This window comes from Parashewanella sp. 2210YD4-3 (assembly GCF_056591735.1).
In genome coordinates, this window is record NZ_JBWQOG010000010.1 from 108,548 (window position 1) to 135,496 (window position 26,949).

General features: G+C 37.5%; 29 protein-coding genes. 27 read left to right on the forward strand and 2 right to left on the reverse strand.

All coding sequences use genetic code 11. The features are described 5' to 3' along the window. Nucleotides 1–27: 27 nt before the first annotated feature. The 14 genes from AC1EU0_RS14845 (at nucleotide 28) to AC1EU0_RS14910 (ending at nucleotide 13,059) form a co-directional block, all read left to right on the forward strand. Nucleotides 28–546 (forward strand): hypothetical protein, encoded by a 519-nt coding sequence (locus tag AC1EU0_RS14845; protein WP_480303316.1) that lies wholly within the window; start codon nucleotides 28–30, stop codon nucleotides 544–546. Between the two features lie 58 nt (nucleotides 547–604). Beyond that, nucleotides 605–1,024 carry an antitoxin Xre/MbcA/ParS toxin-binding domain-containing protein gene (locus tag AC1EU0_RS14850; protein ID WP_480303318.1) on the forward strand — a complete coding sequence of 140 codons (420 nt, stop codon included), beginning with the start codon at nucleotides 605–607 and terminating at the stop codon, nucleotides 1,022–1,024. Then, complete coding sequence (locus AC1EU0_RS14855) at nucleotides 1,024–1,500, forward strand: RES family NAD+ phosphorylase (RefSeq protein ID WP_480303386.1); 477 nt, start codon at nucleotides 1,024–1,026, stop codon at nucleotides 1,498–1,500. Before AC1EU0_RS14850 ends, AC1EU0_RS14855 begins: the two co-directional genes overlap by 1 nt. Nucleotides 1,501–1,610: 110 nt before the next feature. After that, nucleotides 1,611–2,285: a hypothetical protein gene (locus AC1EU0_RS14860; RefSeq protein WP_480303320.1), complete on the forward strand. Its 675-nt coding sequence runs from the start codon at nucleotides 1,611–1,613 to the stop codon at nucleotides 2,283–2,285. Nucleotides 2,286–2,392: 107 nt separating this feature from the next. Beyond that, a complete protein-coding gene (locus AC1EU0_RS14865; RefSeq protein WP_480303322.1) occupies nucleotides 2,393–4,249 on the forward strand; it encodes a DNA cytosine methyltransferase in 1,857 nt (618 codons plus the stop codon). 210 nt (nucleotides 4,250–4,459) lie between these two features. Continuing rightward, nucleotides 4,460–4,948 carry a DUF6908 domain-containing protein gene (locus AC1EU0_RS14870; RefSeq protein ID WP_480303323.1) on the forward strand — a complete coding sequence of 163 codons (489 nt, stop codon included), beginning with the start codon at nucleotides 4,460–4,462 and terminating at the stop codon, nucleotides 4,946–4,948. A gap of 56 nt (nucleotides 4,949–5,004) precedes the next feature. Continuing rightward, nucleotides 5,005–5,583: a hypothetical protein gene (locus tag AC1EU0_RS14875; RefSeq protein ID WP_480303325.1), complete on the forward strand. Its 579-nt coding sequence runs from the start codon at nucleotides 5,005–5,007 to the stop codon at nucleotides 5,581–5,583. Nucleotides 5,584–5,602: 19 nt separating this feature from the next. Further along, nucleotides 5,603–6,088 (forward strand): hypothetical protein, encoded by a 486-nt coding sequence (locus tag AC1EU0_RS14880; protein WP_480303327.1) that lies wholly within the window; start codon nucleotides 5,603–5,605, stop codon nucleotides 6,086–6,088. A 197-nt stretch (nucleotides 6,089–6,285) separates the two neighbouring features. Then, nucleotides 6,286–6,507: a hypothetical protein gene (locus tag AC1EU0_RS14885; RefSeq protein ID WP_480303329.1), complete on the forward strand. Its 222-nt coding sequence runs from the start codon at nucleotides 6,286–6,288 to the stop codon at nucleotides 6,505–6,507. Nucleotides 6,508–6,650: 143 nt separating this feature from the next. After that, a complete protein-coding gene (locus tag AC1EU0_RS14890; protein WP_480303331.1) occupies nucleotides 6,651–8,039 on the forward strand; it encodes a DNA cytosine methyltransferase in 1,389 nt (462 codons plus the stop codon). A gap of 119 nt (nucleotides 8,040–8,158) precedes the next feature. Then, nucleotides 8,159–8,440: a hypothetical protein gene (locus tag AC1EU0_RS14895; RefSeq protein WP_480303333.1), complete on the forward strand. Its 282-nt coding sequence runs from the start codon at nucleotides 8,159–8,161 to the stop codon at nucleotides 8,438–8,440. Between the two features lie 160 nt (nucleotides 8,441–8,600). Beyond that, nucleotides 8,601–9,797 (forward strand): hypothetical protein, encoded by a 1,197-nt coding sequence (locus AC1EU0_RS14900; protein WP_480303334.1) that lies wholly within the window; start codon nucleotides 8,601–8,603, stop codon nucleotides 9,795–9,797. A 681-nt stretch (nucleotides 9,798–10,478) separates the two neighbouring features. Then, nucleotides 10,479–11,966 (forward strand): hypothetical protein, encoded by a 1,488-nt coding sequence (locus AC1EU0_RS14905; RefSeq protein WP_480303336.1) that lies wholly within the window; start codon nucleotides 10,479–10,481, stop codon nucleotides 11,964–11,966. Nucleotides 11,967–12,003: 37 nt separating this feature from the next. Next, on the forward strand, nucleotides 12,004–13,059 hold the full coding sequence (locus AC1EU0_RS14910) for a hypothetical protein (protein ID WP_480303337.1): 1,056 nt from the start codon (nucleotides 12,004–12,006) through the stop codon (nucleotides 13,057–13,059). A gap of 45 nt (nucleotides 13,060–13,104) precedes the next feature. Here the strand turns inward: AC1EU0_RS14910 and AC1EU0_RS14915 are convergent, their stop codons facing one another. After that, entirely contained in the window at nucleotides 13,105–14,118 is a 1,014-nt protein-coding gene (locus AC1EU0_RS14915) for a hypothetical protein (RefSeq protein WP_480303339.1), read from the reverse strand. A gap of 267 nt (nucleotides 14,119–14,385) precedes the next feature. Here AC1EU0_RS14915 and AC1EU0_RS14920 point away from each other — a divergent pair, with 267 nt between their 5' ends. The 8 genes from AC1EU0_RS14920 to AC1EU0_RS14955 all read left to right on the forward strand — a co-directional run bounded on the left by AC1EU0_RS14920 (nucleotide 14,386) and on the right by AC1EU0_RS14955 (nucleotide 20,062). Then, on the forward strand, nucleotides 14,386–14,880 hold the full coding sequence (locus tag AC1EU0_RS14920) for a DotD/TraH family lipoprotein (RefSeq protein WP_480303341.1): 495 nt from the start codon (nucleotides 14,386–14,388) through the stop codon (nucleotides 14,878–14,880). Next, nucleotides 14,867–15,709: a type IV secretory system conjugative DNA transfer family protein gene (locus AC1EU0_RS14925; protein WP_480303342.1), complete on the forward strand. Its 843-nt coding sequence runs from the start codon at nucleotides 14,867–14,869 to the stop codon at nucleotides 15,707–15,709. The genes AC1EU0_RS14920 and AC1EU0_RS14925 overlap by 14 nt, the downstream gene beginning before the upstream one ends. Beyond that, complete coding sequence (locus tag AC1EU0_RS14930; RefSeq protein WP_480303344.1) at nucleotides 15,699–16,976, forward strand: type IV pilus twitching motility protein PilT; 1,278 nt, start codon at nucleotides 15,699–15,701, stop codon at nucleotides 16,974–16,976. The genes AC1EU0_RS14925 and AC1EU0_RS14930 overlap by 11 nt, the downstream gene beginning before the upstream one ends. Then, the gene (gene icmT / locus AC1EU0_RS14935; protein WP_480303346.1) at nucleotides 16,973–17,281 is read left to right on the forward strand and encodes an IcmT/TraK family protein; all 309 of its coding nucleotides are present in this window, start codon (nucleotides 16,973–16,975) and stop codon (nucleotides 17,279–17,281) included. Before AC1EU0_RS14930 ends, icmT begins: the two co-directional genes overlap by 4 nt. Continuing rightward, the gene (parM, locus tag AC1EU0_RS14940; RefSeq protein ID WP_480303348.1) at nucleotides 17,274–18,383 is read left to right on the forward strand and encodes a plasmid segregation protein ParM domain-containing protein; all 1,110 of its coding nucleotides are present in this window, start codon (nucleotides 17,274–17,276) and stop codon (nucleotides 18,381–18,383) included. The genes icmT and parM overlap by 8 nt, the downstream gene beginning before the upstream one ends. A 4-nt stretch (nucleotides 18,384–18,387) precedes the next feature. Then, nucleotides 18,388–18,903, forward strand: coding sequence for a hypothetical protein (locus tag AC1EU0_RS14945; protein WP_480303350.1), 516 nt, complete (start codon nucleotides 18,388–18,390; stop codon nucleotides 18,901–18,903). Then, the gene (locus AC1EU0_RS14950) at nucleotides 18,900–19,484 is read left to right on the forward strand and encodes a hypothetical protein (protein ID WP_480303351.1); all 585 of its coding nucleotides are present in this window, start codon (nucleotides 18,900–18,902) and stop codon (nucleotides 19,482–19,484) included. The genes AC1EU0_RS14945 and AC1EU0_RS14950 overlap by 4 nt, the downstream gene beginning before the upstream one ends. 158 nt (nucleotides 19,485–19,642) lie before the next feature. Further along, complete coding sequence (locus AC1EU0_RS14955) at nucleotides 19,643–20,062, forward strand: hypothetical protein (protein ID WP_480303353.1); 420 nt, start codon at nucleotides 19,643–19,645, stop codon at nucleotides 20,060–20,062. A gap of 75 nt (nucleotides 20,063–20,137) precedes the next feature. Here AC1EU0_RS14955 and AC1EU0_RS14960 read toward each other — a convergent pair whose 3' ends face one another. After that, a complete protein-coding gene (locus AC1EU0_RS14960; protein ID WP_480303355.1) occupies nucleotides 20,138–22,513 on the reverse strand; it encodes a DotA/TraY family protein in 2,376 nt (791 codons plus the stop codon). A 106-nt stretch (nucleotides 22,514–22,619) separates the two neighbouring features. On the opposite strand from AC1EU0_RS14960, the gene AC1EU0_RS14965 reads away from it, so the two are divergent. From AC1EU0_RS14965 to AC1EU0_RS14985, 5 genes are read left to right on the forward strand one after another with little or no spacing between them, the layout of a single operon-like run. Next, on the forward strand, nucleotides 22,620–23,108 hold the full coding sequence (locus AC1EU0_RS14965; RefSeq protein ID WP_480303357.1) for a type IVB secretion system protein IcmW: 489 nt from the start codon (nucleotides 22,620–22,622) through the stop codon (nucleotides 23,106–23,108). After that, nucleotides 23,098–23,787, forward strand: coding sequence for a hypothetical protein (locus AC1EU0_RS14970; protein ID WP_480303358.1), 690 nt, complete (start codon nucleotides 23,098–23,100; stop codon nucleotides 23,785–23,787). The genes AC1EU0_RS14965 and AC1EU0_RS14970 overlap by 11 nt, the downstream gene beginning before the upstream one ends. Then, nucleotides 23,784–24,893 (forward strand): hypothetical protein, encoded by a 1,110-nt coding sequence (locus AC1EU0_RS14975; protein WP_480303360.1) that lies wholly within the window; start codon nucleotides 23,784–23,786, stop codon nucleotides 24,891–24,893. The genes AC1EU0_RS14970 and AC1EU0_RS14975 overlap by 4 nt, the downstream gene beginning before the upstream one ends. After that, entirely contained in the window at nucleotides 24,894–25,913 is a 1,020-nt protein-coding gene (locus AC1EU0_RS14980) for a hypothetical protein (protein WP_480303362.1), read from the forward strand. After that, nucleotides 25,876–26,925, forward strand: a complete 1,050-nt coding sequence (locus AC1EU0_RS14985; RefSeq protein ID WP_480303364.1) for a hypothetical protein — start codon at nucleotides 25,876–25,878, stop codon at nucleotides 26,923–26,925. Before AC1EU0_RS14980 ends, AC1EU0_RS14985 begins: the two co-directional genes overlap by 38 nt. The last annotated feature ends 24 nt before the right edge of the window (nucleotides 26,926–26,949 follow it).

Genomic DNA, 26,949 nt, shown 5'->3' on the forward strand with positions numbered 1-26,949 from the left:
TTTAATTCATTCTTTTTGGGAGGCTTTATGATTACCGAAGCAATAATTAAGGCTGAATTTGATTCAGCTATTCAATCAGTTAGACAAACATATCCACTTGAAAAATGGGTGCATCAACCATCTACTTTAGAATTGTGTAAGAGCAAAAGTGCATGGGGATGGGCTACGCCTGAAGGCGTTGTTCGAATTAATGATTGCTTTGTTGGCACCACAGCGACCAGAAAGCTTAGATCTACAATCCGACATGAGCTTGCTCACCTAGCAATTGGCTTAAAGCATGGGCATAGCCAAAAGTTTAAGAGAGTAGCAAAACTATTTGGAGTTCAATCGGGTGTACTTGACGCTCAACCCATTTTAGATGCGATGGAGCATAAATACACTTTGCTTGCACATATGGATAACGGTGAATCCGTAGATTTAGGTTTCAGAAACAAAAAGTCTTCATCGTATTCAAATTATACTCCTAACCAAAAAAGGTTTAAGCGAATAGGTCGTGCGAAAATCATAAGGTTTGAATATGTAGAAAATATGAATTCATCTTTATGATGTTGTTTGCTCGTCAATATGGTGTATCATTAAGGGAGGATAATTAATGGATATCGCTATGAATAACACACTGTTTGAAAATGTAGGTATTGAGTCGGTTATCTTCTCTAATCCTCAGAAAATGTTCGAGCTTGCGATAAGCGGTGTTTCTGGTGGAGTGGTTAGGAATACAGTTAATAGATTCCCAAAGCAGAGGGAAGCGGTTTGCGAGGCGCTTTCTGTTAAGTCTAGTAATTTAAGTCGTTTGTATGGGCGTAAACATCTTTCAAGGCATCAAAGTGAAGAGATACTGGATATATTATCAGTGTACTCGCTTGGCTTAGAGGTTTACGATGATATTGAGCTGGTGGAAGAGTTCTTATCTACTTCTATTCCTGCGTTAAATAACCAGAAACCTCAATCTTTATTATCATCTTTCATTGGGCGCAAGATGGTGAAAGATGTATTGAACAAAATCAAATGGATGGAGTTTTCTTGATGCGACTCTATCGGGTTACAAATATCGCTTTTGCTGAGAACTACAACGGCCAAGGTGCAAGTTTTCGTGATGGTGCGAGATGGAACCTAAAGGGCTCGCCAGTTCTATATTTTGCACTGTCTCCATCCGTGGCAATGTTAGAGCTTGCTAACTATATTCCAACACCACGATTGCTGCCAAAAGGTAGTGTGATGTGTGTGTATGAAATAGTTGGTGATGTTGATATTGAGAAGGTTCATGTCTCTGAATTAGATTCAGATTGGTCAGATTTTCCTTATCCAATGTCCACACAAAACATAGGCTCTGCATTTCTAGTTGCTGGTAAATCACTGGCTCTTGAAGTTCCAAGCTCCGCTGTCACTGGTGGGCTTGAGAGTATCTTGGTTGTTAATCCTCTTCACTCTGACATAAAGAAGCTAAAGCTAATCGAAACTCACTCAGAAATTTACAATGCTCGCGCCTTTAAGGGGGCGTAGTTATTGTTAATTATCTCCTTGCATGCCTTCACCGCTGAGCTTTAAACTCTAGCTTACAACCTTTTGTTAGCTCGGTTGGGTGTTATATACATTCAAATTAATAGGAGTAAATGCTGTTGAAATGCAAGGAAGACGTAAAAGTGATGAGTGGTAAGATTTTTTCATATGCGATTACCCACCAAACGAGGAATGCTCTAGAGCAATTCAGGTGTTATTCAAAAGAGTTAGAATCAAAGTTCAATGATGATATTAAAACAATCGAGAAGGCATATAGTGAATCAATTGAGGGGCTAAGTGAAGAGGATATTATAGAAGTAAATGAATATTTTTCAGATGGGTATTTTGAAATTGAAGATATCCACATTGATCTCTACCGAAGGTCAACCGTTGTCTCCATATATTCATTTCTAGAGAACTCACTAAATTCATTGTGCAAACACCTATGCAGGCATGAGGGCTACCCTGTTGAGTTGGATGATATGAAAGGCGAAGGGATTGTTCGTGCCAAAAAATATCTAGAAAAACTAGCTAATGTGAAATTCGATAAATTAAACGCTGAATGGCAACCTTTAACTGAGTTGAATAAAGTTAGAAATTGCATTGTACATAGCGAAGGTAATATAGAAACCGCCAGAAATACCTCTGCTCTTAAAAATATCGTAAAGAATAGTAACAACCTTTCACTTCGCAGCCATATGTTTATAAAAATTGAGCGGGAATATATAGATGTTACTTTGACATTTGTTGAGGAGTTTCTCGAAAAGATCTACGCGGAAACGCTTTAAATCAAGAAGTAATTCAAAAGAATTAATGCTCTCCAGTTAAACGCAACTTTCCTGCCTATTTTTATCATTTAGATATGTTGCCCCTATTGAAATAAATAGGGGTTAACATGATTGAATTCAAAAAATCCAAACTCGTTCCATCCATTAATCTTGCTTTGCAAAAGCTTGAAGGTTTCACAAAAAAGCTGAAGGTTATGCGTGTTGGTGCCAATAGCGACAAGAGAAAGGTAGTGGTTTCCTCGAAGCTTCTTTCTGTAGTAGGAATGGGGGAAGGTGTAAAGGTTGTAGTAGAGCCTCTAGAGTTGAACGGATTTAAAGTTAGGCCTGCTTCAATTGGTGATACTCAGGTAAGAAAAATCTCATCAAGAACCTATGCCAATAGAAAAGGGGTTGAACCCGTTTTTGACATGCGCAATCAAAAGCTTATAGATGAAACTCTAGGGGATGCTTCTCATGTTCACGTTATCTTTAAAAAAGGTGTGATTGAGTTCAGGCCAGTGCAAAGTCACAAAGATTTAGCCACCAGCAAAGGAGCTGCCGCTTCTATATCATTAGGTTCTCCAAATAATGACGGAGTTTATACGCCAATTTTAGACGCGCTTGAAATTATTAAGCAAAAGGCCTTCAATCAAATTGATATATCAGCTGAGGACGGATTTTCAGAGTCTCAGGAATGTACTCTGTTTCAACTGCAGCTAAGAAGGCTAGGTTATAAAATAGAAGCGAAAGCTGGTGGTTTGTGTGCGTATCTAGGAGATGACAATAGAAACGGAATCCCAAAGCATAGCTACAATATAATGGCTCAGCAAAGTATCAATAATTCATACAGAAGAAGAGTGTTAAAGCAGTTTAATACAAACTCGCCCTTTACTTCGTTTTCTATATGCAGCTCAGGTGTTGATGTATCTGCACTTGAAGCTGATGGATTCAGAAATCTTTATACACTTGATTATCGCCCACCAGAGAAGCGTGATTTTAAAAAGAGCCTATGCAAAGCAACTGGTAACAACGTTGTGATCCATAACGACAAAACAGATACAGGTGCATTGTGTGCGGCAATAAATAGCAAGCACACTAAAGCAATATTCAATGAGGATATCTATGAGTTTAATGTAGATGCTGTTTCTGATCTTATATCAGAGCGCCCCAATCTTCTTCAAATATCAATTCAGTGTGATGACTTTAGTTGCTTAAAAACGCATAAAGCGCGAAAACAATCAATTGCTGATTTAAGCAGTACAAGAGATATGTTTTTGTCTGTTATTGATACGATAAAGAAGGTTGGTAGTCCATGCTTGCTGGTGGAAAATGTAAAGCCTTTTCATAGCAGTGTAGAAGCAAAACTGTTTAGAGAAGCTTTAGAGCGTCTTGGGTACAACGTCCATGAGAAAGTTATGAGTGCGAAGGACTATAACGGTATGTCAAATCGTGAGCGATATTTTATGTTTGCTAGTGTTCTGCCTACTGAGTTTACTTTTCCAGATGCAGTTAGCAGAACCACGCATGCATGGAGAGATGTAATTGATGTAAACTTACATTTATTTCGTGATGTATCTCATACAAGCTCAGTAAAAAAAGGAATTGAAACAGGGAGAATAAGAACAGCCAGTAAGGGGGATGTAATTACCCCAGCAATCACTAAGAGCCAAAACCGTCAAGCTAAGGATAGCCTGTATATCTATCACAATGAAAAATATCTAATGCCTGATAACGGAGCCTTGATGAAACTAATGGGTTTTGTGGATGGATTTGATCTCTCTGCTTTCACTGTAGAAATAGGTGCTGAGATAATAGGTCAGTCAATAGAGGTGCCAATGCACAGAGCCATTACTAGGGAGATATCTAAACATATAACACGATACTCTATGATGTTGAATTCACTTAAAGATAAGGCATCAAAAGCACTCGCTGATGAGTTGCAAGATATAAGAGATTGGAAAAAAGGCCTCTTATTCGGGAGTTGAGACGTTGAGCAAATAAATCTGCCCCGATATATGGATTCTCCTCTCTGCACTATGCTAATCAATTGCCCTACTTATTGTTAGGGCTTTTCTTTTTCTGATTTCCATGTGGCATGGCTTTTATTTTCAGCTATCGCTGAAAAAGAGTTGTTTCTTAGTGATTGGAGAAATGGGTGGTGATGGAGTTTTGCTGCAGCTGGTGGTGAGATATGTATGTTTGCCTCACTTCCAACCACTATTGCAGAGGCAAGCATGATAAAACTTAGAAAGCCACGCAGAAGCGCTGAACAAATGAATTTTGAACGTCTGCTGAAATTAGGGATCATTAAAGAGGGGGCTATTGTTGAGGGATCTTATAAGTCAGATGGCTATATGGATCTTAAAGTTGAAGTAATCCCTATGCATAACAACATTCCTACTTACTTAAGTGAAGGTAATAGCGTTGCTGTGTCGTTGGTTCATTACTACAAGCAAAATGGCGATCTATGCAAAGATCCTGAACAAGTAATAGTGGTGCATTTTGACAGAAAAATAGCTGAAGCCCTCACTTTTGAAATGAGCATCCCCCCTCGCTATTACCGTAGCTATCAAGATGCGAATAATTACTACCCATCTATAAAAAAAGATAATAATTCGTTTCTAAGAAAATGGTTAATAAATCTTATAGATCAAGGCCATTCGCTCGCAGCGGCTTCAGTTTAATTAACCATTCTATCGCCCCGTTATTTCGGGGCACCAACCATGTAGTTAGGTTTCCTATGAGTTCTACAATTTATACAGATATAAAGGTGTTTTCCGTTCCTCTTCCTGAACCAATTCAAGCGAGTGGCCTCTTGCCACTAGATACAGGTGTCATCGTTTTAGCTAAGACTCATGATAGTAATGTATATCCTAGCGATCCTAGCTGGGGCTTTTTATTCGTGGGTTCGGAGTACGAGCTTTTAAATGATGCTTTACCGTATTTAAAGAAATCATTTAATAGTGGTATGTCCCGAGGCTCGATTGCAACAAATGGCAGTGAGTTTGCTGAGCTCGTTAAACACCTTCTTGATGCGAAAACACAACCTCTATGTATTAGTTTAAATAACTTAGGGTTTGCAGGTTATTCATTCTCAGAAACTGAATATCAGCAACTCGATACTCACCGTGGTTTTATTGCAAGAGTTAACTTTAATGAAACTCGATACTGCCATCACTTAAATAGCTTGCCAGATCTGAAATGCATGGTTCATCACGTACTTACTCTAAAAAATATGAATGAAGGTTCTAGCTGGTGGCATTACAAGCCTTTCAGGGTAGAGTCATTCGAATTTAACAACACTCCTATTTCGGCTTAAAAAACATTTGAGGCATATCATGAACATTAAAAGACATAACATAAAAACCTTGGCGGCTGAATTCGGAACTCATGATCACCATATTGAAGTGTGGTTGACTCATATGGAAATAACAGATGATGAAATGGATAAAGCCCTTTCAGGTTTAACTAAGGAGCAGCGAAGATCAATGATGGTTAATTATCTGAAGCCTACTGAATTGATACTGAAGAAGCCTGAACTAGTTCGATATGTTCAGCAAATCGATATTGAAACTATCAAGGGGCTTAGCGAACATGACTTTGAGGTGTATCTTTTCTTGTTGTCTTATGCTGACTCTATACAGAACAAAATTAATGGCCATAAATTTCCATATAATAGCTATGGTGCGGTTGTTTTGCTGGCACTGAGAAAAGCGACTAAACAAAGTGACATTAAATTCATCCGAGGGATGTATACCAGAAAGATAAGTCATCACACATACCCAGCAGCTCGACAAAAGTTGCAAAAAATGGCTTTAGGCTAAAGGTATCGTCATTACATTCACCGCTATAGCCCAGATTTTTGACTGGGCTTTTTTATGTGCAATAAAAATGAACCGTTTGCATATATAGGTATGTTCTGAATTCAAACATAGATGTATCGATTCTCGATGCTGGTGGCAGCATGGATCAATGCAGGAAATGAATAACGTTTATCAGAATCTTGAAGTAGGTGGTTATTATGATTAATGAACAGAATTTAACAATGTTTTTAGCTGGGCTCGCTAATACGGACGAAACAAAAGCTGGTCTAACGAACTTGAATTCTAGCTTTGTTAATGAAGAGGGTGAAAGAGTCAGTTGTAAAATAGCCATTAAAGATTTGGCTGAAATAGCACTCAAAAGAATCGAACAGCTTGAAGCTGAAAACGATGAACTTAAAAATCAAATAGATCAACTATAAGTTGGTTTGGTCTTCATTCCTTTTTTAAGCTTTACCTTTTACTCGTAACCCAGTTGTATTGCTGGGTTTTTTTATGCGTAATAAAAATGCTCATGTATCTGGGCTTGGTATGTTTTCTTTATCTTGAAGGTGAGGGAAATAAAATGGCTTCTTTAATTAACAGGAAAATTGGTTCTAACAAAGGTACACCGAGAGTGTATATAGATGATGCCTTGTTAGCACAGGTGAATATTGAAGAGCATGGTCAGCAGTGTGAGCGTGTATGGTTAGAGGACAGGCTGGTAATTCGTTTATGTGAGAATGGTACTCACAAGATTTCGTCAAAAAAGAAAAACGGGAAACAAGTACCAGTTCTTGATATTCAAACATTAAAGTTAGCCGAGCTATTTGATGAGAGCCAAAAACTAAGGATTGCTATTAAATCTGGGCTAATTGTTATTCAGGCTCATGCTCATGATAAAAAAGTGAAAGAGCGTGAAGAAAGGTTTATAGAATCAATTAAATCAGGTGAGCCGCTTTCTCTAGGTAGTTGCTTTCATGGTGGTGGAGTAATGGATAGAGCACTTCATGAAGGAATCTCCAACGCAGGTCTTAATATTGATACCTCTTTTGTAGTTGAAATTGATGAAAGATATCTCAATAGCAGTATTAAGAATAACAGCCACATGTTTAACGAAAAAACAGCATTCATATGTTCAGATGTTGCAGATGTTCAGCTAAATAATATTCCACAGGTTTCTATTCTAGCTGGTGGAATTCCTTGTACTGGTGCATCACTAGCTGGCAAAGCTAAGAATAAGATATGCCATGCTGAAGAGCATGAATCAGCTGGTGCGTGTTTCTTTCATTACCTATCCATTGTTCGAGCCTGTAACCCTGCTATCTGTATTATTGAAAATGTGAAGAATTACCTTACAACGGCTTCGTTTGCTGTTATTAAATCTGTTTTAGGTAGCCTAGGTTATAACCTTTACACCAATGTTTTTAATGGTAGTGACTTTGGATCATTCGAGAAAAGAGAGAGGATGGTTTGTATTGCTGTTAGTAAAGGGTTAGATGTTTCAGTTCTAGAGCAGTTCGAATCTTCTATGAGACGCTTTGAAAAGGACGTTGAAAGCATTACTGATATTCTTGACGACATACCGAGCGAGAGCGAGCTTTGGAAAGAGGTGAAATATTTAAAAGAGAAGGAAGAGCGCGATATTGCTAATGGAAAAGGTTTCAGGATGCAAATTCTTGATCGTAGCTCTGAGTCATGTGGGGTTATTGGTGCTGGGTATGCTAAAGCCAGAAGTACAGAGCCTCGAATTGCTCATCCAGTAAACCCAGACCTTAGCAGGCTATTTACTCCCAAAGAGCATGCGAGAGTGAAAGGCATTCCAGAAACGCTGGTGGATGGTTTATCAGCTACAGTTGCACATCAAATTCTAGGAAACAGTGTGATTTACCCTTTGTTTGTGGCCGTTGGTTATTCTGTTGCTAGCCTGTTGAGGAATGATTTCTCTAGAGACGTTTATTTTAAGGCTGCTTAAGTTGTTAATGCGGGGTTTCCCCGCATTGGTTCATGATGGGTTGGAATACGAGCAATTAATCTGAGTTACCCCCACTGATAGGTACTATAAACGCATCGAAACAATACAAGGGCTTAATTATGGCTACTCAATTTGCGGTTAATAGAATTATAGATTCGGTTTGGACTGTGGGTTTCACTTTGAATGAGAGTGGTAAGGCTGTTATCTGCTGCTATGAAAGAGATATAGCTATCGGGTACGTTGATGAATCGAAGTTACCAACACTTAAATTGGTTGAGAACAGTGAGCGCCATATCACGGCCTTAAGGTTAAAGGATAGAGGTACTGGGAAGGAGAGTGTTTTAGAGGTTGCTAATCCGCAGTATATATTTTCTTATGGAACATTCTTAAAGCGAGATTAACTCTTGCAACAACCAATCACTCTTTGTGGTTGGTTACGCTTAACAATCTTAACTATCGTTAAGTTTGATAAGCTTCATATTTTTTGGGCTGTCAGCAATTTCCCTTCTTTTTTTTATCGAGTTGATATGTTTACCCCTGATTTCATTAGCAGGGGTGCCCATGAACACACTTTCAAACTCAACGATTTCTCATTTAGCTCATTTTGCTGAGCAAGTTGGCTGTGGTTCAGCTGAAGATGTTGGAAGCCATCTTTATGAATTGTTAGCAAGACCAAATACTTCTTTTTTCTCTCTAGGTGAAGAACCAACTGAAACTCTTTATAAGGGCATTAAAAAGGAAGAACAGAGAAAATACATCTACTCACTTTGTGAATCGATTATGGATGACATATCACCCACTAATAAGTTAACACCTTTGATAGGCTGCATGATGTCTGAAGCCGTTTACCCCAAAACTGAGACAGAGACTTATGATGAAGTTATCGGAAAACCTGTAGTTGATATAGGTGGATTTTTCTATGGATTTATCGTTAGCTCGGAAGTTGATCATTACACCTTGCTATCGTTCATTGATGATCTTTCTAGATGGTCTTTAACCAAAGCCGAGAAGCGATATTGTAGAACTTCTAGCTATTTTCCTCATTTATCAATCAATCAAGTTATAGGGGTTGTTAAGTCTGATCCTTTCAACCACCGTCACGTTTTTAACACTCAGAAGATCATTTCTAACTTGTACTCATCCATTGATAGATCGTTCAGAAATTCTTTAGCAGAGTGCAAACCAACCTGGGCTAAAGCGATTTTGATAGCAGAGAGAAGAGTCAATAAATCGGACATGCGCTCTGATTACCATGGTCACGAAGTTGCAGAGAGAGTCGTGATTGGCTTTTCAAAGCATACCCGAAACTTATTTCCTGAATTTAGAAAAGCGGCTGCAAATTTCGAAAAAACGAAATTTTTAGCTAATAGCGGAAAAAGTGCTGAGCACAGAGAAACATATTCTTTTGGAGCAGGAGTATACCTCTCGGAAGGGCATGCCCATTCAGGATGGCAGATTCGTAAGGAAGCTTTGGATTCTTCTTATATTGCTGCAGCTACTTTCGCTCCGTCTATTAATGCCACTATTAAGACTAACAGAGGACAGGTTTTAGTTTTAAATGAGGAAGTCATTGTATTTAGAAAAGGTGATGATGTTTTGGTTGAGTCTGATGATTCGAGCCTTTTAGCGCAGTTGAGAAAGAATGGATTCAGCAGCTGTGATATTAGAAAACATGTATCAGCACGTTACTGTGACAGCAGCATAGCTACTATTCGACAAGCGTTGTTTCCGTCTGGCAGTAGAGCACTGTTTTCTTAACTTCGACTTGAGGAAAGCCTCTTTTTAGAGGCCCATTAGCCACAATATGCTATCGCTTAATTGTGACTAATTTACTTACAAGTATTACGCTTTCACTTTTAGTTATTCCCCTTGTTACACCGCAACAAGTAACAACCGTTACAAACAGCTAAAAAACAGACAGCGTAGGCAATATGTAACACGGCTTGGGATGTCAATATTTGATGCCTCTGGGCTTTGTATTTTCAGGTTCCCAAAATAATTTACTCAAGCTTGTAGGTAGTTCGATTTACTTAAACGAATATGGGAAGCCTTTTAAAATATAGAGATGTTCCTTTGATGTTTGCGATTGATATTTAGTTATATACTCTTTAGGGCTTTACTTGCTTCCGTATACGCCTTTTGTACCGTATTGCACTTATCTGTGCTATTGAGTTCCATCCTTTGCACGAAAGAGCATTAATGCTTTTTTGGGCGTCAAAGAATGTAATAAATAATACTTTGCTTGGTTCGACTTCATTTTGAGAGTATGGCAAAGAAGTTCTGAGTGATGGCTGGATATGTAAATCCAATACCATGGAAACTATATTGCAAACTACTTCTATCAATAAGGTGCTCATAATGTTTGAGGTATAAAGAAGAGCTGTGAAAGTTTACGATAGGGTATTGTGTATATAACGAGTTGTAATGGAATAGAAGGAAATGAACAGTCCACGTTTTGAAAACAATACCTTTTCAGGAGGTAAAACAATTAATTTGAATGCTACGGTTGGCTTTAATGGTAGTTTTGCCCCTAAAGGAGAGGCTCGCTCAAATTCAGATTATGCCCTGGGGTTTTCAAGCGCTGCTCTTGAATTGATTAAGTCTGCAAAAGGGTCTTCAGGATATTCAACAGCCCCTGATTTTTTAGTTTATCCAATCTGTTTCAATATGAGGCATGCTGTAGAGTTATGGTTAAAGAAATGGTGGAAAGACCTCGGTGAGATATCGACTAAAAGAACGGTTAAGCTAAAAAAATATAGAGATGAAAAGTTAAAGAAAGCACCACAATTGAAGGGAAAGCTAGCTCCTTTTCCTACAATTGATGAAGCGTCCACACACAATTTGTTTACTATATGGAGTTTGATAGTTGAGTATGCTCCCATTATAGATTCACGATTTAAAAGAATCATATCATTATTGAATCAACCTATACTGAACATAGCTGATATTGACCCTACTGGACAAACGTTTAGATACCCTGCAGGGAATGACAGTAAAGTCCATTTGGCTGAAACTCCACTTATCAACATTAAAATTCTTGAGCTCAGATTTAATTTCCTTTTTAAGCTTTTTGATTTTCAAGAGCGGATCATTCAGAGCATGAAGTATGAGTATTCTTGGGTTGATACTCCAAATCAGCTTTCTTATTTTGATTTGCAGTCCATATCTCTGATTCTGGCAGGGTATGAAGATAAAAAGGGAAACCCAATTGCCAAACAAGCCAAAATAGATGTGATGAAAAAGTTCGAACTATCATCGAGTTCTTATAGTAGAGCGATTTCTGCAATCAAGTGTAATGGCTACCTAAATCATTGCCTAAAATTGACTAATGAACCGAATCACCTAAATGTTGAGGCTATTGGCATAATTTTTAATGTGTATTTTAAATACAAAGAGTTGGACAAATACAAATCTGATTACAAAGATCCTGTGCATAAACATCGAATCATAGTATGTAAACCTAGCTACGAGGAAATCATTCGAGATCATGAAAAAAGGGCTGTATTAAGAGAGAAGATCCTTAGTTTCTTAACGAGAGAGCAAATTGCTGAAGTAACAGCGTTGCTTGAATGTTATTCTGAAATAAAATATATGGAAATTTATAACAGGGTAGTTGAAGAGCATGTGGTCAGTGTTGGGAGAATGGCTGAGTCTGAATTGAAGCGCTATATCAACGAAAATTTCTTTTCCCCTATGATGCTAGAGAAGCTAACTTTGATGCTTCTGCAATTGAACTGCACTGAAGTTATAACGCCATATATTGAAAAGTATGGTTTGCATGAGGTCACTTGGTGCAAAAGCTTTCACGATAGGGATTTTCCTGTTTGTTATGCGGAATATTATGACTTTGAATCCTCAATTGAACAGCTACAAGCTGAGTCTGTTAATGTTTTGGCTCAGATAAGAGCGGAAAGATTAGCGATGTAATATTAGCAATCAAGACATTTAATTGTTAAGGATGAATATGCAATTAGAACAGATGCCTGGATTTTCATTAACTACTTTAGCAGTATGGCCTCAACCATGGTATGAGGGTTGTGTTTGGCATATGCATGAACTCAAACTTTGTGAAGATGGTTCTTTGAAATGGTACGAAGCATTCATCGAATCTGAAGAAAAGCAAATCAAGGCTGATGTTTATAAAACATATCTTTCAGCTACAGATGTGGCCAGAAAAAGAAATGCTGAGTTATCAAAAGGTTTTTCCCAACTGAACATTTCTAGCACTAGAACAGAGTCTTTGCTTTTAAAAGTAGAAAAAGAAGTAACTAGGCAGAGTCGGCTATTGAGTGAAGAGCAGCTTATGCTTGCGGAGGGTATCCGTATGCATAAAGAATCCAAATGTCCTTTAGCTAGTGAGATTATTTTACCAAATGGCTGCGAAAATTCCATTGATGCTTTAATGGAAATCTTAAATGAAACTCCATATATAAAGTTAGTACGATTAAAAAAATATGGAATAAGTTTATTGAGATCTGATAAGTGTGATTGGTCAACAAAAGTCAAGCATACCAAGCATTCAGCCAAGGTGTTTTATAGAGAAAGGATTGCAGCTGCCTATGGCTATAGTGGAGCCGAACATTGGGGGAAGACCAAATCTAAGATTAGAAGGCATCTGCTACCGAGAGCGAATGAGTTGCTTCAATTAGCCAGTGTTAAAAGGATACTTGATGAAGCTGAGCAAAGAGGGCAAAAGGTTGTAGTGGCATCAGGTTTTGTATTCTGGTTTGAAGAAAATGATAGTATTGGTTGGATAGTGAAAGAGGTGGGCTCATCTGAATCAGAAAGTTCAAAGAACACTATTTGGAAAAAAGGAACCATCTTATCAAAAAACCACGGGCGTATTGTCGTATTACCGTACATTAAAGAGGACGGGACCTTCGTTAAGGGGCATACTAAAAATGCGCCTCATGATGGCAAAGCTTTACCAAGACATTGTAAAGAGTATTTAGAGCTTCCATATGAAATTTTGGATGATGACTTGGTTATAGGTCTATTTGGGGAACTCAAATACGAATAGAAGCACATTCGTATATATGTACAATGTATTGTAGAAAGATCACTCCTATCCTTCTCCTTGCTCTCTCTGCAACTGATTTACGGGAGAGCTACTATTACGAGCAATTTTCTTGTGAAATAACTTTCTGATTTTTTTTATATCATCAGGGTTAGCTAAAGGTAATGCTCCCTTTGAATCATACCCATACTTTTTACGACCATAATGTTCCGAAGCTGTAACATCATTGCCATGTCCTACAACGCAGGCAATTTCTTCTAGAGGGTATCCAGAACGTTTGAGGTTTGCTATGAGCTGGTGTCTACAGCTATATAGAGTTACTCTATTTTTCTTCTTTGGATAGAGTAGCTTGTATACATGGTATAAACGCTGTTGAACATAATTCATGTATTTTTTAAAGCTAATTGCATTCCCACTTGTATCGGTTGGAAACCTTGCATTTCTAAGTGCAAATTCAATCATGTAGAGTTGCAGCTCACTAAGCTGAGAGAGCCCTATATACCTGTACTCAGCAAATGAACGTCCATTTGTAGCTTTGGCATTTTTGACTTTCAAAATAGGCGGTGAAAGAGGGATATCTTCAATTTTTTTATGAAACAGTTCTGATTGAGCCCACTCGCAAGGGCGAAGTCCCACGGCAACGGTTGCATGCAGATAGGTTATTAAAGGATTATTCCATTTGGAAGATGTTTCAATATCTGTTTTACCGTTTAAGTACCGTGTTATTTCTTTGAGTTCTTGATCGGTCACTGATTTTTTTTTCTGTGAAGATGTCGCTTTCAGGACACTTTTACTCTCAGTATGAGCATGATCAAGTTCATTGATTTTTACTGCTAATTTTGTTTGCTGGATCTGTTTAAAATAGAAAATAAGGCTAGCTTTTATTTGCCTCCAATTAGAGAAGCTTTTTCCTTCTGTTGACTTGACCAGCCATGCTATGAACCGTTCATGGTCATCTTCAGGATTCATTTTACTACTTTTTGAGTAACGCTCTAAATTCAGTTTTGCTCTATCAATATATGATTGTTCTGTTTGCAAAGTTCTGGTTCTTTCTAATTTCACCTAGCCCAACCTCAATACCTCATATTGTAGCGAAGCTTAACAAATGATTTGCTTCTCCTATTTATAGTTTTTTTGCAAATAATCAGTTTTTTATTGTTGTTGCATAAATCAAATGTTTTCATTTGAACTATTGAATTTTAGATGTTTTTTTATGTAACACATTTTGCCTTATTGTGCGCTGATGTCGAATTCGGTATCTCATGGTGTTTTTTGCGGTAAGTGTGTCTAGTTGGGTTTTTAGCGAATCATAGGAATTAGGGTTGATAGATGTGCAAATCAAAAACAGGCCTCGCTGCTTTTACAGCTTTGTTTATTGTTGGGTGTTCCAGCACTCCTCCATCGGTTGTGATTAGTAAATCAGATCCAGCAATTGAGCACTTGGCTAGAATCAGCAAAGAAATTGCATCTTATGAGCGTAAGCTATATGAAATTGAAGCTGCTCGATATAAAGATGCTGGGGTACAACGTCCCGACTCTTATGATATGTATTTCCTGCCTTCTTTAAACAAATACTATGGATTGGGTGATAACTGGAGTGGCCCCATAGAGCCCTTGTTAGAAAAGATTTCTGAATTGGCGGGATTGAAACCACCGCGATATATCAACATTCCTCCATCAAATAGCATCGTTGTTTATGTTGATACTAAGAATAAAAAGTTAATAGATACTTTGGCTGACGCAGCAAATCAAGCTGGGAAACGCGTAAAGGTGACTCTGAAAATGAAAGAAAGGTTATTACAAGTTGAATATGCCCCAATTTAATTTGAAACACCTATTGCTTGTTACATTTATAGGTTTTATTTCTGATTCGAATGCAGAAACAGCTGGAGAACTCCCAAGTAATATACGGGAGCTGCTGAATGCTTCTCATTCTATCAACTCTAGAAGCTCTCAAAAATCTGCAGACGAGAAAGCTTTAGAATTGAGATATAAGGCTATATCTACAGAAGCGTATTCATGGGGCGTTCAGATTGGTGCTCACTACCGCATGAATGAAATTCAAAAACTATTAGCTTCAGAGTCGTTTACTTTAAATAAAGTATTTAACTTTTCTAAATTTATAGTTGATGGTCAAATGCTTATGCCTTCAGCAATAGAAGCAGAACGAATATACCTTAAAAATAGCAATAAAGAGGCTCGTTCTGTGAATATGTCATATACGCTTAACACTCCCCCTAAAATTGTATCTCAAGTTCCAACATGGCGAGATTATTTAGTCAGGACGATAGAATACCCTGATGATCCAATAAAACAGGCTCACCCCAAAAATAGCGATGAAGTGAAAGTTTGGGATTCAGAGTTTATGAAAGGTTTCAACAAAGGGGTTATTAATGCAGATCAGATATTTGAGAATGACCTGAATCACCTTCATTCCGACATTGCTGGATTATATCAATATCGATATCTGTTAGCCCAGAATATTGTCACTTTACCTGTGCTAACAAGAAATGAAACGCCTGTATTGTTATTGGATTCAGGAAAGACTATTAACCTGAAGGATGTTAAATACCGCATTACTCTGGATTCAACCTTTAAAAAGATAGATGAATGGCAGCCTGTATTTATTCGGGAGCACTCTAATGGCCATTAACACTCAGGAATTGATCTATGAATGGGATGGTATTGCACCACTCGGTTTTGATTTAGAGGATTTCCATACCTATTTGCAATGGGCTGCACTTACTATTGGAGCTAACGACGTTATTGTTCAAACAGGAGAACCATTAGCAATTAAACATGATGGTGAAATATTTTTCACCACTAGAAGGGCAATAGATAGAAGTAGCATCGTAACAATATTATCTGAGATATACAGGGATTCGGCTGATACTGAATTAAGAACAGGCCAAAAAATAGATTTTGTATATTCATTTATGTTTGGTAAAGATGAGATCCTTCGTTTTCGTGTCAATGTTGCAGCAGGTAATGGAACTACAGATCCTACAGAAGGGATCAGAATTACAATGCGTGTGACCAAAGGGACTCCACCAACTATTGAGGAGTTAGATGTTCCTGAGGCAATAGTTGGTGTTTGTAAATATCAGTCTGGAATGATTCTGACTACAGGACCAACTGGAAGTGGTAAAACTACTCTAAACTCCTCCTTAATTCAGCATATTGCTCAAACAAGCAGGAAAAACATTCTTACGACAGAACAACCGATTGAATATGACTTAATAAACATCCCTAATCGGCTTTCTAGTGTATTTCAGTCTGAAGTTGGCATTAATATTGAGTCATTCAGTGCTGCCGTTGAGAATAATATGCGTCAAGCACCAGATATCATTTTGATGGGTGAAATGAGAGATAGGCCATCAATTAGTGGTGGATTAGAAGCGGCTGAGACAGGCCACTTAGTTTTCGCTACAGGTCATACAGATGGTGCGACAGATGCGCTAGAAAGGTTTGCTGGTAAGTTTGAAGGTGATGAAAAGTATGACAAGCTACAGTTATTAGCCAGAACTACAAAAGCAGTCATATTTCAGCTTCTAGTCAAATCTCGACGAGGTGGCCGAATTCCCATTCAAGAAGTTCTGATAATTGATTCCCCATTGAGAATTAAGCTATTGGCGGCTATAGCCAATAAAAATAGCTTGAGCTTAATACTTGGAGAGTATTTAGAAAAAAATAAATGCTCTTTGAAGCACGATATTCAACAAAAGTTTGCAGAAGGCTTCTTATCTTTAGAGATTTGCCTTACTCACCTCTCATTATCGTTACAAAAAGAAGACCTTTCATGGTTTGCAACCGAATTAGATTCTTTATTTGCTCGCAAAATTTTCCATGAGGAGGAGTATCAATACTCTAAAAACATACTGAATGAATTTGGCTCTCAATATGAGGATGTTTCGAGTTGAAAGAGAAAGAAGGAATTAAAGACTTTTCGTTGACAAACTGGTGGGCTTCACATCACAACACGCAAATTGATTTAAAACTTATCGAGGTTGATGCAAGAGCGCTTTTAGCATTTTTACCATGTGCAATATTTCCGAATATGTATACGTTTTATTCAGCTGTAGGGGTTTTGTGTCTTTTCATTTTGTTTAGTTACCAGGGATTTACAGTTTCAGTTTCATTAAAAAAGATAAAAACATTTTTTGCGGGAAGACGAAGAACAGTCGGTATGTCTAAGCGCAGAAGAAGGAGATTAATACATGATTGATTTACAAAATACAGATTCGCTTGCTACTTCTATGCTTCTAGGAGACGGAGAAGAGCTTTATTTCCCCAAAGGTGTGAAGACCTATGATTTGGCCAATGATAATGGTTATGCGTATCACAAGGTCGCTGGATGGATAATCGATGCTGATGGAAATAAAAAAATCAAAACGGCTTCTCAACCTTCTAGAGCTCAGATTGGACGGCTGAATGTTTCAATTGGAGGTTCTGGTTCTTCTGGGGTGTATGAAATCAATGACACGTTTTACACCGTTGGAAGTGATGTCCCTGACCCTGAAAAGATGCGCGACACTTCGTATGCCTATTCAGAGTTGAACAACGTTTTAATTTCCAACTCACTAATTACTAGTGGGTTAGGTGGCAAGGATGTGAGGCTTTCAACTGGTCTTCCTCTGAGACAATACTTTACCTCAGAAGCATCCATGAATGATGAAGTAATAAATAAAGTCAAAAATTCTTTGAAACCTCTAGCGAAGCCTGTAGACGGGAAGGAAGCAATTATTGATGAGCATCTTGTTTATGCTGAATCTTTAGCAGCGTATGTAGATTGGTTTTTGGATGATAGCGGACAAAAACGAAATAATGTTACTTATGGGGTTGTAGTCGTTGATGTTGGTGGTGGCACTACCGATATCTCTTCAATTACCGCAAGAAACCAAATAAACATAGATGCATCTGGTACAAAGCGAATTGGGATTTTAGATGTCTTCAGGAAATTAAGAAGTCTACTTTCTTCTAGCTGTGGTATTGATGAAGAATTTATCCGCGAAGATATGCTTGATGAGGCTATAAGGACAAATAAATTTACTCTCAGAGGGAAAGTAATAGACTGCACTTCAGAGGTTGATAAAGCTAAACAGTTCGTTGCTCGTAGGCTTAGCACATTTATTAATGAACTTGTTTTAGATACTGCTGACCATATTATTTTTGTTGGAGGTGGTGCTGAAGCACTAAAAGATCAGCTTCTTAACCTAGACGGTTATGAAGAGGGGTTTGTTGTTATTCCTGAAGAACCGCAATTTGCCAATGTACGCGGGATGCTTAAGTTTATGACTTACGTTCATCCTCAAAAGTCACAGAATTAATAGTATGCATAGATTTAATTTTCCTCTTGATTTGTCATTGAGTGAAGATAATTCAGCATATGAGTCTCTGTTTGAATATGAAAGAGCCTTACGCCCAGAGATGGTTCGACGTTGGATTATGCTGGCAAAGTTGAGTGAGCCAAGTATTACTGTTGAAGAGTTGAATAACCGATTTCCTTTGTCTTACTCAGATGACTTTGAGCAAGTACAGTTTAGATGCCAGCGTAATCTTCCTGAAAGCGATCCTCTTTATTTGGTTTGTTGTAAGGTGGGAATAGAAACTCCGAAGAGAAAAGAGCTTTACTTAAGAGGGCTTTTTTTACTAGGGAAACAGCTATTTTATTCAGAGCTTCATGTTAATCATGTTTCTCCTGCTAGCTCACTGAGTAGGGATGAGGCTCAATCAGCAAGGCAAGCACGAATAAAAGACTCTAGTGCTCATGAACCTAAGCCTAAGCCCTCAATAGTAGCAAAGGATAGTGGGTCAGGAGCTATTGAATTGAAAGGATTGATGGGATGAAAATAAATATTTTACTTGCAGGTATTTTCTTTGGCTTATGTTCAACTACTGCAGAGGCTTCATTTTACATAGATTATCAAGGATTGAAGAAACCTGAAAAAAAAGAAGTGGTTAAGGGGGGATTAATTGCCCCTAATGGATATCGCCTTTTAACAGATGATCTTCAAGGAATAGTATTTGAGATTGGCAATAGAAGCATAGTAAGAAAAATTTCTAACTTTGCGGATGATGTTGAGATGAAATATGCTATTGGTGGTGTGATTCCCGATGGCTGGTCTGCATATGTAGACGAGCGACTTACAGCGTTGAAACAAATCACATACACTTCCAAGAATGAACCGTGGCTTGAAGTGTTAGCGCGTGTTGGAAGTCGCTATGGATATAAGTTCGTTGTTGATTGGCAGCATAAAATGGTTCAGATCAGTGAAGATGAACATTACAAGGCTCCTGACCCCAATGCCCCCGTTGCCGTAAAAAGCTCCGAGGGGGATAAGTACTTCATTTATAAAACGCAGCAATCATTGGATAAAGGTTACATGATTGTCGATGGACAGCTTATTCCTATCCAAATAAAAAATTAACTAGAAGTAGAAGTTTTTTAAGCATACAGGCATTACGCAAAGAATTGGACTTTGCGTAATCCGTTATATTTCAACTGCTTATCTTCTGTGTAACTTTTCTGAATGATGTTTTGTCTATGGTATTCTGTCCCAAACTAAGAGCTATTGGACGGTGAACAGTGGGATTAAAAGTTTATATCGCTGAAAAGTGCATTCAACAAGAAGTAAGTGTGGCATGTGATCTCTTGTCTGGAGGAGGGCTGCTTTCATTTGTCGGGCTTGAGATATCAATCATGCTCCTGTCATGGTGTTTGATACATACCCTTCCTTTGGCTTTATCTTGGCATTTCTTAGTAGTGAAGCCTGTATTCAATAGCTTTATTGGTAAACTTTCTCTGGTATTTGCGCTCTTTATTTCAGCTGCTGGTGTGATTATCCAGATTTCAGCTCCAATAGCGGCATATTTTATAGAAATATTTTTACCTAGTGATGAAGTTTGGAGGTTTTATTATTGGTTTGTGGCTGAAGTCCCAAACATATTTAAAAATCTATACTTAAAACCCCTTCAAAGCATTTTCGATTTCTTTTTTCAAAACTAACTTGCAAAAAAGGCAGCTTTACAGCTGCCTTTTCTCTTTGATGTAAGTATTCAATATCTTACGGCTAAGGTTCAATTATGTATTGAATTTATTGTTGTTTTTTACATTTGGCTGACGGGGAGAAGGCTTGTCATCTGCGGCTGCTCCAAATATTTTTTGTGCTTTCTCAGTAGAGTTTTCAAGTTTTCCAGAAAACGCTACAAAGCCACCTTTCATATCCTGTTGACCATTGTCACCTAGCATTTCTTCTCCACCTCCAATGAATTTGCCTGCTTTTTCTGGGATTGTCGTTATAAGAGAAAAGCATCGATTAAAGAGGGATATGTTGATTATGAAAAATAACGAAAGAACTACAATGAATGTTGCTACGCCAGCAAAATGGCCATATAACATCATATTTACATAAGGTAAAAATAATAGTTGAACGAGTTTGGCACTGATAGTAAGAATGAAATACGCAACAAAGAAAGATATTACCATTAAAGGGGGGTATGTGATTAGTTGAAGGATCATCATGTACCCATGATTGTTTTTTGAATTCAGAAAACCCGTCTCTCCAGATAATAAATGTGATAATGCCAATAAAGGAGTTAGAATAAGTGCCTGCATAAATATAATAAAAAAACCAACAATGCCACCAATCCAGTGAATTAACGGTATGAACGGGAGCCAAAAGGCTAGTAAAATTCCGAAAATGATCAACGGTATAGTCATTGTTTTCATCAATTCTAGGAATTTAACTAAATATTCAGCTCTTTTTTTGGGAGGCTCAGAAGTTAAGTACGCTACCAAGCCAAATGGTCCTCCAAGAACTTTTCCTCCCGAGCTTGCAAGATCAGCTATATCCATTACGATTGTAGTGCCCAATTGAATTGCACTGATTGTGAGATATGTAATTTCACCAAAGAGAATGAAATCGTGCCCCATATTAACAATACCTTGAATGGGATCTGTGCTTTCATATAATTCATCGAAAAAGAAAGTGGACAGAAAGTATGAATCATTAACTGCTTCAAACTCACTTTTTTCGTTAACTATCTTTTCGACTCTCTCAGGAATACTGGCAATATATTCATCTTTTCCCATTTCAGAAGGACTGATATGCAATTTGTCTGCTTGAATGTCAGATCTAAAGTTTTTCAGTAGTAACGCAACATTATCACCTACGGTTTTGGTTGTTTCATTATGAACATAAGTTCTAAGCAGTGCTGCGTCAGGATAAGAAACTGATTCAGATATAGATGTGATTTCAGTTACTATACTATTTCTTTTGCTAAACTCTAAAAAGTACGCTCCTAAGTATACGGTTCCGTACTTTTTGAGATTATCATTTGCAAGAGCACCATTCACTTCAGAATTGCTAGTTTGATTTTGAGGTTTAAACTTTTCAACTAATGTCTCCAAATTTTGGTTGTAATTATTTCTGAATGAAGTAGCAATTATCTTAAGTTCGGCATATGCAAAGCTAGGTAAAGTGGTTGGATATATAGGGGGGGAATTAGGCTCTGATACGCTATTTGGTGTCGTAAAGTAGTCAACTAACTTAGCTGCTAATAATTTTACGCTGGTGTTTGCGTTTTTATAATCTTTATAAAACTGATCCCTGAAAGCTAATATTGCTGCTTTGTCACTGTATGAATCATCAAAGTCACCAAAGTCGAATCTTTGAGAGCCACAGACAGAATCAGGAAGGGGGATTGCTTTTGGGATTGCGCCTGAAACTGTCGCATTAAAAGCAAGTGCTGATACACTATTATATAGACCATCATACTTAAGGATAAAATAGTCCTCACTGTTAGCCCAGTCTACGTTCTTGTCTATAGTGGTGTTGTTAACAATTGGAGTTGCATATTGTTGTTCATACAATGCCGCGCATACTTCCATTTGTAACATAGCAGCAATGCTTTTTTCTATGTTTAATGAAGCTGGAGATACACTGTACCCTCCACGTTTCTCTAGAAACTTTGCGGCTTCATTTGTCATTTTGTTGCTAGCAGAAATACCATAACCAGCAGCCTTTATTACTACATGTTGAAGTATCGAATACCCGTTATCAAGAGGCATTAGGACGATAACTGAAAGAAAAGCTGCTATAGGAGCGCTTCCAAAATTTACAGTTTGTTCTTTTGCTTTATCTGGGTTTAGAGTGGCAAGCCACCATACCCCTTTGATGATCATTAATACTATAGCAATAGTAAGTATGCTGTTATTAAATGTTTTTGATAATACAGCTATTATATGATCAGGCTCTTCGGGAGCATCTCCTCCTACAATAATATTTGCTGACTGACCAATAAGAGACTGTAAGTTTTCAAATAATATATCTTTCTCTGCTATTTCAACTTCAGTGTCTACAGCTGAATCTCCGCTCTCACTTGCTTCAGCGCCTAATGTCATGAATGTTGTAATAAATAAAATGGCAATTATCGAAAAATAAGTGACTTTTTTCATAAATAGTTACTTTTTGGTTGTTTCATTAAGCACATGCTTGAAAATGATTAATTAATTTTGTTTGCCTGCAGATGCAGTTACAAGAAAAAGCTGAGTATTTTGAAAAATGTCTGAACATGTAGATTTATCCAAAAATAAGATCATTGATTTTGCTCAACAAATCCCTGGTTTAAATGCAATTTTTTCCAGCATGGAAAGTGTCGAGCGTTGGGTGCATGCACATGAAAATGAACTTCCTCTAACTGATTTTTTAGAGAGCAAGTTTTTGAACTTAACTCAACCTGAAGTAGAAGGAGTTACTAAACGCCTAGATCCTTTGCTTTGGGTAATGTTTTTTCTTCCCACGAGTTCGGCTTTTTACCTCTTAGACTCTTTAAAAAAATCAAATGAAAACCTTCCTCAACAGTTACTAGATTTAGCTATTTCACTTAAAGCGGAAGGTATTACAGATACAAGGCATGCTCAGGTATTCATTGATAGGTTAGCCCAATTAAATGCCAGCAACTTTCTAACGGCAATAGTTGATGACAATTTTGTCGTTAAGCTTGAGAAGGCAATAAATAAAACAGGAAAGGAGTCAGGTTATGCGTACTAAGGCACTAATTTTAAGTTTATTTCTCATCTCTTCCCCAATTTATGCTGCTGAAAATCAAGGTGGGGGTATTTCAGGCCAAGAGGTATTAGACCTTCAGCAAAAACAAATTGAAAAAATCATGGTTGATATCAATAAATCCAGTAAAGAGCTTTATGACACCATGACTTCAAATCCACAAAAAGTCGTTGAAAGTGGCTGCTTAGGAAATTTAAGAGGATTGAGTTTAGATGCGCTGATTGTTGACCCCGCAGACATACTTGCTGGTATATATGCGTCTTTAAAAGATCAGCTTTATAACATGGCTTGCAATGCGGCTTCAGATTTTTCAAATAAAGCGACTGAAAAGCTAAATGCAAGCCTTGAGCTTCCTTATGGACTAGGAAAAATTGGAGTTGATCAGGGTTCTGGTATTGGAGAGAGCCCCAGCAATATATTTAAAACAGACGTGACGATTGATAGCAATGCTGTTGCCTCCGATGTTACTGAAGGGATCTTAAAAGATGTTCGAGTTAGTAAGTACAGCGTGTCTCGAAATGTTCAGGAACTTAATGAAAGAGTGGGAGATAAAGGGACTACAAGTAAGCAAAGGAATGTTTTGGAGAAGAAGCTTGAAGGAATGCTCGATATTAATAAATTATTTGGTGGCGATAATAAAGATGAAGGAAGTAAGAAAAAATGAGTAAGTTAACTTTTTCTAAACTGGTTATTTGCCTTCCATTAATTTTTTCTTCAGGCTTCGTGTACTCATCTTGTGATGAATGCGCTAAAGCTGCGCTTCAGGCCGCTTCAAATTCTATGACATCTGCAATAAGTGGTACGAAGTCGGTAGTAGAATCTAATGGGACCGCTATCGAGGCCGTTTCATCAAGTGTAGATACTGCAGGTACAACAATTCAATCATTGCTAAAGCTAAATAGCCAACAAGAGTTAACAGCTTTATCTGGTGTTGCACATAGAATTACGTTCATGCTTGAGCGCCAATCAGAAGAATCAACCAGAATAACCGACCATGTAGTAAGTTCTATCCAGCAAATTCATAAAGATGGAGCTTTGGTAAATAACCGAATAGAGAGTGATAAAACCTTTGGCCCTCTATCCCAGACCATTTCTGGAGATATCAACTCAGCTCGAGCTAAATATCTAGCAGAAGGTATTGGGAACAAGAAAGCACTGAACGAGCTGCAGATTTCAAATATGAGTAAGTGGCTTTCTTCTGCAGGGCATAGAAATTCAAGCCAATTTGAATCTGAACTATTGATGAAAGATGATGCTATATGGAAATCAACGCCATTAATAAATAATAGGCTATTGACAAACGATGAGGTTAATAAAGCCCAAATTCTATTGCAGCTCCTAGTTGAAAGTAACCCTAAGGGGGCTATTTCTAAGGATAAAATCAAGCAAGATCCACTAGCCGCCAAAATGGAAGTTCAAAGATTAAAGAGCAACATATCTTCTCAAGTTATACATAGTGTTTTAGCTGATTACCTCTCAAATAAAGCTGCAGTTATACCAACCGATCCTTCATGGCTTAAGTCATATTTTCAAATCAAGCCAGATGCAAACGGAAATATTAGTTTTGAGCAGTTCTATGAAGCAGAAACCATGGGGCGTTTAGTCAGTGATGATTGGTTTTTGGATATCAAAACAAGAACTGAAGCAGGTTTATTGCGAGAGCAAATATATCAAATGAACACCAGCAATATGCTTTTATCTGAAATAATAAAGCAAGAGCGTATGGAGACTAAATTGCTGGCCATTTCAAAATTGCGAGAGGTGCAATAAATGAAATTAAGGTTATTAGCCGCTGCTGCAATTATGTTTAGTTCTCAATCATTCGGAAATATGTGGGGATTGTGCCCAGGGACTCCTGTTACGGGGATGATTCCTTGTGATTCAGCGTGTTTTGGTAAGGCGGCTATTGAGTTAGGAATGAATGTTTCTAAGTCTGAAGCAGAGCTACAGTCTAGTTTGGCGAATAATTCTAAAAAATGGGCTGAGCTAAATACAACCTATGTCGATGTGCTGACAAATTATGCGAATGAAAAAACCAATACTCACTTAGCATATATGAGAGCTTTGAATGGGCTTTCTTACAAAATATCAGGAAGTCTTGAGCAAAGAGGCATAACGGCTGAAAAAAATAACCAGCACCTCATATCAAGTTATAAATCACTCATAAACCAATCATTACTAGCTAACCAGAGGTTTAGAACATCTTTGGAATATGGTGTAAATTCAAAAACCCTAAAAGGCCAACAATTAGTTTTGAATTTGCCTGAAAGGGTGAAATTTCTATCAAATCAAGAAAGAAAAAAACGTTTAGCTGTTGTTTTGGATGATAAACGGCTTCCATTAACAAGTGATGAACTGACTAGCTTGTTTGTTAATGATCAAGATTCTGATAGCGAAGTTAAGTTAAACAACATTGGTTTATTGTTAACTAAAAATAAGCTAGCGAGTGATGAATGGGATGGTTTGTCTTTAAAGCTCTCAGCGCTTTATAGCAAACACAGCGATAAAAAACGACTGCAACAAATCAAAACAAAGCTTGCAATCAACGCGTTATTAAATTCAGTGTCTTTAGAAAATAACTCAACTGATACATTTAACTTGATCCAAGGTGTTATGCAAATGAACACATATGAAGACTTGAGTGGTGAAATAAAAACGGCACCTACTCGAAAGCTCAAGGAAGAAGTGGTGTATACCCAAGCTGTATCCAACTCGCTTTTGAATGAATTGATGCAAATTAAAAGGGACAGAAATGCGTTATCTGCTACTCATTACTCTTCTGGTTTTTAGTTTAATTTTTTGGAAAATGAACAGCATCGAAGAAGCCCATGCTTGGCAGCCTTGTATGCCGTTTTGTGACACTATGTGTACAGGTGTAGCTTCGTTGGAGATGTCTGCTAATTTTGCTAGCTCCCACTCTTCACTGATGTCCTCCCTAACTAAAAACAATGGAAAAATTGTTTCTTTATCAGAAGATTCAATGAATGCCTTGTCATCGATTTATTCAGAAGAAACTTTAAATTCACAATCACGCTTAAGAGCATGGGATGGCCTTTCTAAAAAGGTAACATTTGCAATTGAAAGATTCGCTCTCGAGCAAGAAAAGATTGCAGATCATTTAATAGATAGTTTTTCTCGTATCAAAAAAGAATTATCTATTGTTGAACAGGTCAGAAAAAACTCACAATTAGAAGAAGTTAGTGGGATTGTTTTCATTAATAATAGAGTTGCTAGTTCAGTAGAAATTACCCAGACAATAATTGATAAGCAAGAACAGCTTATCGAAAACTCCGTTGCGCAAACGGCACTTCTTTCAACTATATCAAATCAGGAATCTAACCAAATATCAGGTCTATTAAAGGAGCTAGATATTGCTGCCAATAATCCGTTTATAAATCCTGAATTAGAAGTAGAAAAAGCAAAGGAATATCAGAAGATTTTATTCCTTATGTCTAATTTAAATCAGGTAAATAGCTCGGATAACATTCTTTCAAAAGTCAATCAGTCAAAAAAGGAAATACCATTAGCGATACTGGGGCAGTTCATCGCGGATGATACTAAGTTTCCAGAAAGTTCGGATGCGATAAAGAATCTTTCTGGTTCAGATGCCCCTACGTTAGCAAAAACCTTGTTTGATAATTACAAAGAATTACTTTTAAGGGTTGATGAGCAAACTCAAATCAAACTGTCTCATAATGAGACCTTGCTTGTTATTCATAATTTACAGCTTGCGCAAAGAAATATGATGTTGAATGAACTTCGAAAACTTAAAGGCGCGAAAGCTCTTTTATTAGCTTTGTAGCATAAAAACTTGAACCCTACAGGG

What these genes read in the sequence shown, in the direction of transcription:
- AC1EU0_RS14845 (WP_480303316.1), top strand. Translation starts at nt 28, where the DNA reads ATGATTACCGAAGCAATAATTAAGGCTGAATTTGATTCAGCTATTCAA.
- AC1EU0_RS14850 (WP_480303318.1), top strand. Translation starts at nt 605, where the DNA reads ATGAATAACACACTGTTTGAAAATGTAGGTATTGAGTCGGTTATCTTC.
- AC1EU0_RS14855 (WP_480303386.1), top strand. Translation starts at nt 1,024, where the DNA reads ATGCGACTCTATCGGGTTACAAATATCGCTTTTGCTGAGAACTACAAC.
- AC1EU0_RS14860 (WP_480303320.1), top strand. Translation starts at nt 1,611, where the DNA reads ATGCTGTTGAAATGCAAGGAAGACGTAAAAGTGATGAGTGGTAAGATT.
- AC1EU0_RS14865 (WP_480303322.1), top strand. Translation starts at nt 2,393, where the DNA reads ATGATTGAATTCAAAAAATCCAAACTCGTTCCATCCATTAATCTTGCT.
- AC1EU0_RS14870 (WP_480303323.1), top strand. Translation starts at nt 4,460, where the DNA reads ATGTTTGCCTCACTTCCAACCACTATTGCAGAGGCAAGCATGATAAAA.
- AC1EU0_RS14875 (WP_480303325.1), top strand. Translation starts at nt 5,005, where the DNA reads ATGAGTTCTACAATTTATACAGATATAAAGGTGTTTTCCGTTCCTCTT.
- AC1EU0_RS14880 (WP_480303327.1), top strand. Translation starts at nt 5,603, where the DNA reads ATGAACATTAAAAGACATAACATAAAAACCTTGGCGGCTGAATTCGGA.
- AC1EU0_RS14885 (WP_480303329.1), top strand. Translation starts at nt 6,286, where the DNA reads ATGATTAATGAACAGAATTTAACAATGTTTTTAGCTGGGCTCGCTAAT.
- AC1EU0_RS14890 (WP_480303331.1), top strand. Translation starts at nt 6,651, where the DNA reads ATGGCTTCTTTAATTAACAGGAAAATTGGTTCTAACAAAGGTACACCG.
- AC1EU0_RS14895 (WP_480303333.1), top strand. Translation starts at nt 8,159, where the DNA reads ATGGCTACTCAATTTGCGGTTAATAGAATTATAGATTCGGTTTGGACT.
- AC1EU0_RS14900 (WP_480303334.1), top strand. Translation starts at nt 8,601, where the DNA reads ATGAACACACTTTCAAACTCAACGATTTCTCATTTAGCTCATTTTGCT.
- AC1EU0_RS14905 (WP_480303336.1), top strand. Translation starts at nt 10,479, where the DNA reads ATGAACAGTCCACGTTTTGAAAACAATACCTTTTCAGGAGGTAAAACA.
- AC1EU0_RS14910 (WP_480303337.1), top strand. Translation starts at nt 12,004, where the DNA reads ATGCAATTAGAACAGATGCCTGGATTTTCATTAACTACTTTAGCAGTA.
- AC1EU0_RS14920 (WP_480303341.1), top strand. Translation starts at nt 14,386, where the DNA reads ATGTGCAAATCAAAAACAGGCCTCGCTGCTTTTACAGCTTTGTTTATT.
- AC1EU0_RS14925 (WP_480303342.1), top strand. Translation starts at nt 14,867, where the DNA reads ATGCCCCAATTTAATTTGAAACACCTATTGCTTGTTACATTTATAGGT.
- AC1EU0_RS14930 (WP_480303344.1), top strand. Translation starts at nt 15,699, where the DNA reads ATGGCCATTAACACTCAGGAATTGATCTATGAATGGGATGGTATTGCA.
- parM (WP_480303348.1), top strand. Translation starts at nt 17,274, where the DNA reads ATGATTGATTTACAAAATACAGATTCGCTTGCTACTTCTATGCTTCTA.
- AC1EU0_RS14945 (WP_480303350.1), top strand. Translation starts at nt 18,388, where the DNA reads ATGCATAGATTTAATTTTCCTCTTGATTTGTCATTGAGTGAAGATAAT.
- AC1EU0_RS14950 (WP_480303351.1), top strand. Translation starts at nt 18,900, where the DNA reads ATGAAAATAAATATTTTACTTGCAGGTATTTTCTTTGGCTTATGTTCA.
- AC1EU0_RS14960 (WP_480303355.1), bottom strand. Translation starts at nt 22,513, where the DNA reads ATGAAAAAAGTCACTTATTTTTCGATAATTGCCATTTTATTTATTACA.
- AC1EU0_RS14965 (WP_480303357.1), top strand. Translation starts at nt 22,620, where the DNA reads ATGTCTGAACATGTAGATTTATCCAAAAATAAGATCATTGATTTTGCT.
- AC1EU0_RS14970 (WP_480303358.1), top strand. Translation starts at nt 23,098, where the DNA reads ATGCGTACTAAGGCACTAATTTTAAGTTTATTTCTCATCTCTTCCCCA.
- AC1EU0_RS14975 (WP_480303360.1), top strand. Translation starts at nt 23,784, where the DNA reads ATGAGTAAGTTAACTTTTTCTAAACTGGTTATTTGCCTTCCATTAATT.
- AC1EU0_RS14980 (WP_480303362.1), top strand. Translation starts at nt 24,894, where the DNA reads ATGAAATTAAGGTTATTAGCCGCTGCTGCAATTATGTTTAGTTCTCAA.
- AC1EU0_RS14985 (WP_480303364.1), top strand. Translation starts at nt 25,876, where the DNA reads ATGCGTTATCTGCTACTCATTACTCTTCTGGTTTTTAGTTTAATTTTT.